This window comes from Streptomyces sp. NPDC101110 (assembly GCF_044759525.1).
Taxonomy (GTDB): Bacteria; Actinomycetota; Actinomycetes; order Streptomycetales; family Streptomycetaceae; genus Streptomyces.
In genome coordinates this window covers 85,349-93,710 of sequence record NZ_JBIVZM010000023.1, presented here as the reverse complement: position 1 = coordinate 93,710, position 8,362 = coordinate 85,349, and the positions used below count along the sequence as shown (strand labels likewise).

The window sequence follows — 8,362 nt, the reverse complement described above, 5'->3', positions numbered from 1 at the left end:
GGGCGCGGGGGGGGGGCGGGGGGGCCCCCCCCGGGGGGGCCCCCCCCCCCCCGCCGCCCCCCCCCCCCCCCCCCCCCCCCCGGGGGCCGGCCCCCCGGGGGGGGGGGGCCCCCCCCCCCCGGGGGCCCCCCCCGCCACCGTGTCGGTGCCGGGGGCCGGTTCAGCCGCAGCTGCCCGAGATCCACCTGTGGGAGCGGACCTTGTAGGTACCGGCCAGGTTGCCGCCGTGCTGCTGCCGAGTGCAGCCGACACGGTCGGAGTAGTCGGCGCCCCGGTAGTAGGCGACACCGCTGGAGCTGCTGGTGCCGGCGTTCCACACGGACTTCACGTTGGTCGTGGCGGCCCAGGAACACCGGACGGCACCGCTCTGCCAGTCGGGGTCGGCCACGTCCCACGCGCACTTGCTGCCGGTGAAGTTGGCGCCCGTCCAGAAGCAGACGTGGCCGGACGCGCAGTCCACCGCGGTGGGCGCGGCCGGGGCCGCCGACGCGGAGTTCGGCACGGCCAGGGCGGTGACGGCCGCGGCGCTGACGGCGAGAACCGCGAGCAGCGGGTTCCTACGGGTGTGCCGGAGTGCGGAAAGGCGCATGGCCTGGTCTCCTCGGAGGTCGGGGCCGGTGGTGCGGACGGCCCGACGCTGGCAAGGCGGGGCCGGGCGGGGCAAGGACGACGGGGCCGGCTGGGATGCCGGGACGTCGTCCCACCGCCTGCCTGGCGCGTTCCACAACCGTTGGGACGGCCATGGGACGCCTTTGGTGGCACAGTGTCGGCACGAGACGCCCGACCAGCGTCCGCTGGGGAATCCGAGGGGGGAGAGGCGTTGTCCGCATGCCCTGAGACGGAGCGGTTCGCCGCGCTGCTGCGTTCACTCAAGAGCCGGTCCGGACTGAGCTACGAGGCCCTCGCCAGGAAGTCCGGCCTGTCCGGTTCGACATTGCACCGGTACTGCCGGGGCGCGTCGGTGCCGCAGGACTACGGAAGCGTCCACCGGCTGGCCACGGTGTGCGGCGCGACTCCGGACGAACTGCGCACCCTGCACCGGCTGTGGGCACTGGCGGACGCGGCGCGGGCCGCCGCGGCCGGGGAACAAGGCGACGCCCCGGACCCGGCTGACCGGTCGCCAGCCCCGGACTCGGCTGACCAGTCCCGCGCCCCGGCGGACCCGACCCCCGACATGGCCGCGGCCCCGCGCACGACCCCCGACCCATCGGGCGAACCGACCCCGGCCGCGGACCACAGCGACGACCCCACCCCGGACCCCCAGCCGGACCCCGAGCCGGACCCCCAGCCGGACCCCGAGCCGGACCCCCAGCCGGACCCCGAGCCGGACCCCGGGGCGACCCCGCTGCCCGCCGCGCTCTCCCGCCGGCGCCGCCTGCGCACCTCCGTCGTCGCGGCCGTGATCGTCGCCGCCGTCAGTGTCTCCGCCTGGGCCCTGACGAATGGCCCGTCGTCCTCGGGCGGCGGGCGCGACACCGGTGAGGACCGGCCGCTGTTCTCGGCCGGCTGCCCGCCGGTGATCGCGATGGGTGAGCACGACGAGTGCGTGCGGGAGGTGCAGCGGCTGCTGCACGCCAAGGGCGCGGACATCGGCGTGGACGGGGACTTCGGGCCGCAGACGCTGCGCCGGGTCACGGCGTTCCAGGTGCTCGCCGGCCTGCAACCCAACGGTGTCGTGGCGGAGCCGACCAAGAAGGCGCTGTACACCTCGCGCGTCCGGATGGGCGTGTGGTCGCCGCAGAAGGTGCGGCAGCGGGTGCGGGAGGTGTTTCCCGAGGTGCCCGGCAAGGCGGTGGCCATCGCCGACTGCCAGTCCTTCCTGGACCCGCTGCACATCCTGCCCAACACCAACGGCACCCGGAACTGGGGCCTGTTCCAGATCTCCGACGCCCGGCTGCGCGAGCTGGGCGGCACGCCGCGCGATGCCCTGGACCCGGAGTGGAACATCCAGGCGGCCCGCACCCTGTGGAGCCGGGACCGTGACTTCGGCGACTGGCCCCACTGCGAACGCGCCGCCGAGGCACCCCGTTCCCCGGCGACAGCCGACTCCAGGACGTGATCAACGCAGAGAGCACCCCTCCACGTGGAAGGGGTGCCCCTGTTCCCGGACCGCTCCGGCCGTCCGGTTACGGACCGCCGCTCCGGCCGTCCGGCTACGCCGCCCGCACCTTGTAAGCGGTCACCCGTACCGTCTCGTCGTCCAGGCACTCGCCCGACGTCAGGTCGAAGCGCTGCTTCAGGAGGGGCGAGGCGACGAAGGGGCGGCCCTGGTGGGTGCCGGTGAGGCCCCGGGAGAGGACGGCCGCGCCGGTGAAGGGGTCGCGGTTGTCGATGGCGAACAGGTCGCCGGAGCGGTCGCGGAAGACCGCGGCCTGCCGGCCGTCCGGCAGCAGTGCGGCCACCCCGCGCCCCGGCAGCAGCGCGCTCAGGTCGCAGACCGGGAACCAGTCGTCGTCCAGGGCGAGTTCGATCTTGAGGTCGGTGGTCTCGGGTGCCAGGGTCATCGCTGGGCGCTTCCTTCCAGTACGTCAGCGGCGGGTCGCATGCCGATGGACAGCAACGGCAGGTCGGGCTTCATCTGGTCGCGCTCGGGCACGAAGGCGACGACGGGGTCCGGGGTGTCCGGGGCGTTCACGAAGGACACGAACCGGGCCAGCTTCTCGGGGTCGTTGACGGTCTCGGCCCACTCGTCGCGGTAGTGCGCGACATGCGCCCGCATCAACTGCTCCAGCTCGTCGCAGATGCCGAGCGAGTCGTGGACGACGACGTCCCGCACGTGGTCGAGGCCGCCGGGAATCCGCTCCAGCCACGTCGACGTGCGCTCCAGGCGGTCGGCGGTGCGGATGTAGAACATCAGGAACCGGTCGATCAGGCGGATCAGCTCCGCGTCCGACAGATCCTGCGCGAGCAGGTCCGCGTGGCGCGGGGTCGCGCCGCCGTTGCCGCCCACGTAGAGGTTCCAGCCGTTGGCGGTGGCGATCACGCCGAAGTCCTTCGACTGGGCCTCGGCGCACTCGCGCTGGCAGCCGGAGACCGCCGACTTGAGCTTGTGCGGGGAGCGCAGGCCCCGGTAGCGCAGCTCCAGGTCGATCGCCATCCGGACCGAGTCCTGGACGCCGTAGCGGCACCAGGTCTGGCCGACGCAGGACTTCACCGTGCGCAGCGACTTGCCGTAGGCGTGGCCCGACTCGAAGCCCGCGTCGACCAGCCGGGCCCAGATCAGCGGCAGTTGCTCGACGCGCGCGCCGAACATGTCGATCCGCTGACCGCCGGTGATCTTCGTGTAGAGGCCGAAGTCGCGGGCGATCTCGCCGATCACGATCAGCTTCTCCGGGGCGATCTCACCGCCGGGGATGCGGGGCACGACCGAGTAGGAGCCGTTCTTCTGCAGGTTGGCCAGGAAGTGGTCATTGGTGTCCTGGAGGGCCGCCTGCTCGCCGTCCAGGACGTAGCCGCTCGCGCCGATCGTCGGGGCGAGGGAGGCGATGATCGAGCCGACGGCCGGCTTGCAGACCTCGCAGCCGTCACCGCCCCGGGCCTCCTCGCGGCCGTGCCGGTCCAGCAGGTCCTGGTAGGTGGTGATGCGCAGGGCGTGGACGATCTCGTAGAGCTCCTCGCGGGTCTGCCCGAAGCAGCCGCACAGGCCCTTGTCGACCTCGATGCCGCTCGCCTCCAGCTCGGCGTTGACGAGCTGGCCGAGGACCTTCACGCAGGAGCCGCAGCCGGTGCCGGCCTTGGTGCACTTCTTCACCTCGGGCACGGTCGTGCACTGGTGGTCGGTGACCGCGCCGCGGATCGTCCCCTTGGAGACGTTGTGGCAGGAGCAGACGATCGCCTCGTCCGGCAGCGCCGACGGGCCGAGCTGGACGGACTCACCGGCGCCGGCCGGAAGAACCAGCGACTCGGGCGAGACCGGCGGGACCGACCCGGTGAACGCCTTCAGCGTGCCGTACGCCTCCGCGTCGCCGACCAGGATGCCGCCGAGCAGCGTGCCGTCACGCCCGATGACCAGCTTCTTGTACAGGCCCGCGCGGGAGTCGGAGTAGACGACGTCGAGGCAGTCCTCGGCGGTGCCGTGCGCGTCGCCGAAGGACGCGACGTCCACGCCGAGGAGCTTCAGCTTGGTGGACAGGTCGGCGCCGGTGAAGGACGCCTCGTCGGAGGCGATCGTGGCCGCCGCCGTCTCGGCCTGCTCGTATCCCGGCGCCACCAGGCCGTACACCCGGCCGTCGGAGGCCAGCGCGCACTCGCCGATCGCGAAGACGTGCGGGTCGGCGACCGTACGGCACTGCTCGTCCACCGTGATGCCGCCACGCTCGCCGACCGTCAGTCCGCAGTCGCGGGCCAGCTGGTCGCGGGGGCGCACACCGGCGGAGAACACCACCATGTCGGTGGCGAGTTCGGAGCCGTCGGAGAGCTTCATGCCGGTGACGGCGCCCTCGGAGTCGACCAGGATCTCCTGCGTGCCCACGCCGGTGTGGACCGTCAGACCCATCTCCTCGATGGTGCGCAGCAGCGCGGCACCACCGCCGTCGTCCACCTGGACGGGCATCAGCCGGGGAGCGAACTCCACGATGTGGGAGGTGAGTCCGAGGCCCTTCAGCGCCCCCGCGGCCTCCAGGCCGAGCAGACCGCCGCCGACCACGGCACCCACCTTGGCCTTCGACTTGGCGTACTCCTCGATCGCGAGCAGGTCCTCGATCGTGCGGTAGACGAAGCAGCCCTCGGCGTCCTTGTGGGGGACCGGCGGGACGAAGGGGAAGGAGCCCGTGGCGAGGACGAGGGTGTCGTACCCGAAGACCGCACCGGACCTGGCGGTGACCTCGCGGGCCTCGCGGTCGACGGAGACCGCCGGGTCGCCGACGTACAGCTCGATGCCGTGCGCGGTGATGAACTCCATGTCCGTCATGGACAGGTCCTCGGGGGTCTTCCCCGAGAAGTACGACGTGAGCGCGACGCGGTCGTAGGCCGGACGCGGCTCCTCGCAGAGTACGACCACGCGGTGCGTGGCGGTCAGGCCGCGCTCGGCGAGCGCCTCGAGGAAGCGCTGGCCGACCATGCCGTGGCCGACGAGCACGATCGTGGGGGTGGCCTCCGTGGCCTCCGGGGTGGCGGTCATCAGGAGCCTCCATCGTTGGTGAGCAGGTGGAGCAGGGGGCCGCCGTCGGAGGGGAGCGGCTCTGCTCCCTCCCAGGCGCGGGCGAGCGCGCCGACGGTGCCGAGTTCGCCGACGAGGACGCCGCCGACCAGCCGGTCGTCGCGGACGACGACCTTGCGGTAGGTGCCGCGGGTGGCGTCGGCGAGCTGGACGACGTCGTCGCCCGGGAGCGCCTCGGTCTCGCCGAACGCGGCGAGGTCGAAGGGGCTGTGCCCCGTGAGGGTGAGCCGGGTCAGCGAGCGCGTGCCGGTGTACCGGGCGCTCGCGTCCCCGGCCAGCAACTCGGCCAGTGCGTCGGCCTGTTCGAGCGCGGGAGTGGCGAGCCCGTAGAGCACTCCGGCGTGCTGGGCGCAGTCGCCGACGGCGTGGATGTACGGGTCGGAGGTGCGCAGCTCGTCGTCGACGACGATGCCCTTGCGGACGTCGAGCCCGGCGGCCTGTGCGAGACCGACGCGGGGGTGGACCCCGCAGGCGACGACGACCAGGTCGGCGTCGAGCGCGTAGCCGTCGGCCATCTCCACCGAGCGGACCGCGCCGCCGACGCTGCGCACGTCCCGCACGCGGCACTCGGTGTGCACCTCGACGCCCAGGTCGGTCAGATGCCGCTCGACGAGCTTCGAGGCGGCCGGGTCGAGCTGGCGCTCCATCAGCCGCTCGGACTGCTGCGCGAGTACGACCTGGGCGCCGCGCAGGGCGAGCGCCCGGGCCGCGGACACCCCGAGGAGGCCGCCGCCGACGACGACGGCCCGCGCGCCCGGCCGGACCGCCTTCGACAACCCCAGGCAGTCGTCCATGGTCCGGAAGGCGTGGACGCCTTCGGGCAGTTCGTGGTTCTCGGTGAACAGCCCCCGCAACGGCGGCAGTACGGGGTTGGAGCCGGTCGCGAGGACGAGCCGGTCGTATGCGATCACCGTCCCGTCCGCACAGGCGACGGTCCGCTGCGCGCGGTCGACACCGACGACCCGGCCGCGCATGATCCGCGCCGGCGCCGGCAGGGCGATCACCTCCGGGCTGTACCGTCCGGCCAGCACCTCGGCGAGCAGGACCCGGTTGTAGGGCCGGTGCTCCTCCTCGCCGATCAGCAGCGCGGGCGTGCCGAGCTCACCGAGCCGCCGGGCGAGCCGTACGCCCGCGAGGCCGGTGCCGATCACCACCACACGCTCATTCGAGGTCATGCACTCGAGCGTGCGGTGCCGGTGTTACCCGGCAGCATCACGTCTGTTTCCCACGGGGAACGCTGCCCTCAGCGGGGGAAGGGGCCGGCTGTGAGGGTTCCCGGGGTGCGGTGACTGCGGGCTGTGAGGGTGCGCGAGATGCGGTGACTGCGGGCTGAGAGGGAGGCGGTCCAGGCCTCGCATAGGGTCTCGATCATGCCCGACATATCGCTGACCATGATCGCACTGCTCTGCCTCGCGGCACTCGCCGCCGGGTGGATCGACGCCGTGGTCGGGGGCGGCGGGCTGCTCCTGCTGCCGGTGCTGCTCCTGGGACTGCCGTCGGGGACGCCCGCCGCGCACGCACTCGGCACGAACAAGGCGGTCGCCATCGTCGGCACCACGGGGGCGGCGGTGACGTACGCCCGCAAGGCCCCGGTGGACGTTCGGACGGCCGTGCGTATCGGGCTGGCCGCCCTCGCCGGGTCCTCCGCCGGGGCCTTCTTCGCGGCCGGGATGAGCACCGACGTCCTCAAGCCGGTGATCATGGTGGTGCTGCTCGGGGTGGCCGCCTTCGTGATCCTGCGGCCCGCGTTCGGCACGGCCCCCGCGGCCGGCCCGGCGGGCCCCCGCCGCATCCTCGCCGCGATCGGCCTCGCGGGCCTCGGCATCGGCTTCTACGACGGTCTGATCGGCCCGGGCACCGGCACGTTCCTGGTCCTTGCGCTCACCGCGATCCTCCACCTCGACCTCGTCACGGCCTCCGCCACCGCGAAGATCGTCAACTGCTGTACCAACGCGGGCGCCCTCGCGACCTTCGCCTGGCAGGGTGCCGTCCTGTGGCAACTGGCCGCCCTGATGGCCCTCTTCAACCTGGCGGGCGGCACCCTGGGCGCCCACACCGCCCTGAAGCAGGGCAGCGGATTCGTCCGCATCGTGCTGCTGACGGTCGTCTTCGCCCTGGTGGGGAACCTGGCGTACGAGCAGTGGGTCGCCTAGTACCGCGCCGCAACGCCCGGTGCCTGCCACGACGCAACGCCCGGCGCCCGGTGCCTGCCGCGACGCTAGGCCCTTCGCGCGTCCAGCAGTTCGACCACGCCCGTCCCGTCCTCGTCCCCGTGCCCCTGCGCGAGCCGACGCTCCATGAGCCGCATGTACGGTGTCAGCAGCTCGGGGCTGACCCGCTGTTCCTCGGCCGTGCGCAGCAGGGTGGCGTTGCCCGCGACCTGCATCGCGAGGTTGGAGACGACGTTGCGGGTGTAGTCGCCGCTGTGGAGCCCTTCGGCGCTCTGGTGCGCGGCCGGGGCCATCGCGGTGAGCCAGTCCACGAGCAGCGGTGCGAAGTCCTTCGGCGCGATGTCCTCCGGGCGGATCAGCGCGAAGGCGTGGGCGATGCCCGCGAACATGCCGCTCATCGCGCTCAGCAGCGCCACGTCGTGCAGCGCGGCGAAGCCCGGGTCGGCCCCGACGTAACGGGTGGCGGCCGGGACGGCGAGCGTGTCGCGGTGCTCCTCGAACAACTCGGCCGAGCCGCTGTAGAGGACGTAGCCGCCGGAGCCCGGGGCGCCGATCATCGGGGGGACGGCCATGATCCCGGCGCCCAGGAACCGGGCGCCGCGCTCCCCGGCCCAGGCGGCGCGCGCCCGGTCCTGGGCCGGGGTGCCGGTGGTGAGGTTCACCAGGTCCCGCCCGGCGAGCGAGGTCCGCTCCAGTGCCTCGCCCACGGACGCGTCGTCCAGCAGACAGGCGATCACGAGCCGGTTCGCGGCCACGGCCTCGGCGGCGCTCGCGGCGAGGGTGGCGCCCTCGGCGGCGAGCGGCTCGGCACGGGCGGCGGTGCGGTTCCAGACGGTCACCTCGTGCCCGGCGGCCAGCCAGGCACGGGCGAGGGCGGTGCCCATGGCACCGGTGCCGAGAAGGGTCAGAGGAGTACGGGGGACAACTGCGGTGTCGGTCATGGCGTTTAGGCTCGTCGCAGGGGCGGCACCCGCTCAAGTACGCACTTCGTAGTGGGTGGTTACTCCGGGGGAAGGGTGCAGGCAGCGCAAGG

At 73.3% G+C, this 8,362-nt stretch carries 7 protein-coding genes; 2 read left to right on the top strand and 5 right to left on the bottom strand.

The annotated features are described in order from the left end of the window. Nucleotides 1-160: 160 nt before the first annotated feature. Nucleotides 161-589 (bottom strand): peptidase inhibitor family I36 protein, encoded by a 429-nt coding sequence (locus ACIQU3_RS36130; protein ID WP_361121025.1) that lies wholly within the window; start codon nt 587-589, stop codon nt 161-163. A gap of 231 nt (nt 590-820) precedes the next feature. On the opposite strand from ACIQU3_RS36130, the gene ACIQU3_RS36125 reads away from it, so the two are divergent. After that, on the top strand, nt 821-2,059 hold the full coding sequence (locus tag ACIQU3_RS36125) for a helix-turn-helix domain-containing protein (RefSeq protein ID WP_403929906.1): 1,239 nt from the start codon (nt 821-823) through the stop codon (nt 2,057-2,059). Nucleotides 2,060-2,153: 94 nt separating this feature from the next. Here ACIQU3_RS36125 and nirD read toward each other — a convergent pair whose 3' ends face one another. Genes nirD through ACIQU3_RS36110 form a run of 3 tightly spaced genes read right to left on the bottom strand, consistent with a single transcriptional unit; the run spans nt 2,154 to nt 6,333 of the window. Then, complete coding sequence (nirD, locus tag ACIQU3_RS36120) at nt 2,154-2,504, bottom strand: nitrite reductase small subunit NirD (protein WP_403743505.1); 351 nt, start codon at nt 2,502-2,504, stop codon at nt 2,154-2,156. Beyond that, on the bottom strand, nt 2,501-5,119 hold the full coding sequence (gene nirB, locus ACIQU3_RS36115) for a nitrite reductase large subunit NirB (protein ID WP_403929903.1): 2,619 nt from the start codon (nt 5,117-5,119) through the stop codon (nt 2,501-2,503). The genes nirD and nirB overlap by 4 nt, the downstream gene beginning before the upstream one ends. Further along, the gene (locus tag ACIQU3_RS36110) at nt 5,119-6,333 is read right to left on the bottom strand and encodes an NAD(P)/FAD-dependent oxidoreductase (RefSeq protein ID WP_403743509.1); all 1,215 of its coding nucleotides are present in this window, start codon (nt 6,331-6,333) and stop codon (nt 5,119-5,121) included. Before ACIQU3_RS36110 ends, nirB begins: the two co-directional genes overlap by 1 nt. Before the next feature lie 195 nt (nt 6,334-6,528). On the opposite strand from ACIQU3_RS36110, the gene ACIQU3_RS36105 reads away from it, so the two are divergent. Then, nucleotides 6,529-7,311 (top strand): sulfite exporter TauE/SafE family protein, encoded by a 783-nt coding sequence (locus ACIQU3_RS36105; RefSeq protein WP_403743512.1) that lies wholly within the window; start codon nt 6,529-6,531, stop codon nt 7,309-7,311. A 65-nt stretch (nt 7,312-7,376) separates the two neighbouring features. Here ACIQU3_RS36105 and ACIQU3_RS36100 read toward each other — a convergent pair whose 3' ends face one another. Then, entirely contained in the window at nt 7,377-8,270 is an 894-nt protein-coding gene (locus ACIQU3_RS36100) for an NAD(P)-dependent oxidoreductase (RefSeq protein WP_403929900.1), read from the bottom strand. Between the last annotated feature and the right edge of the window lie 92 nt (nt 8,271-8,362).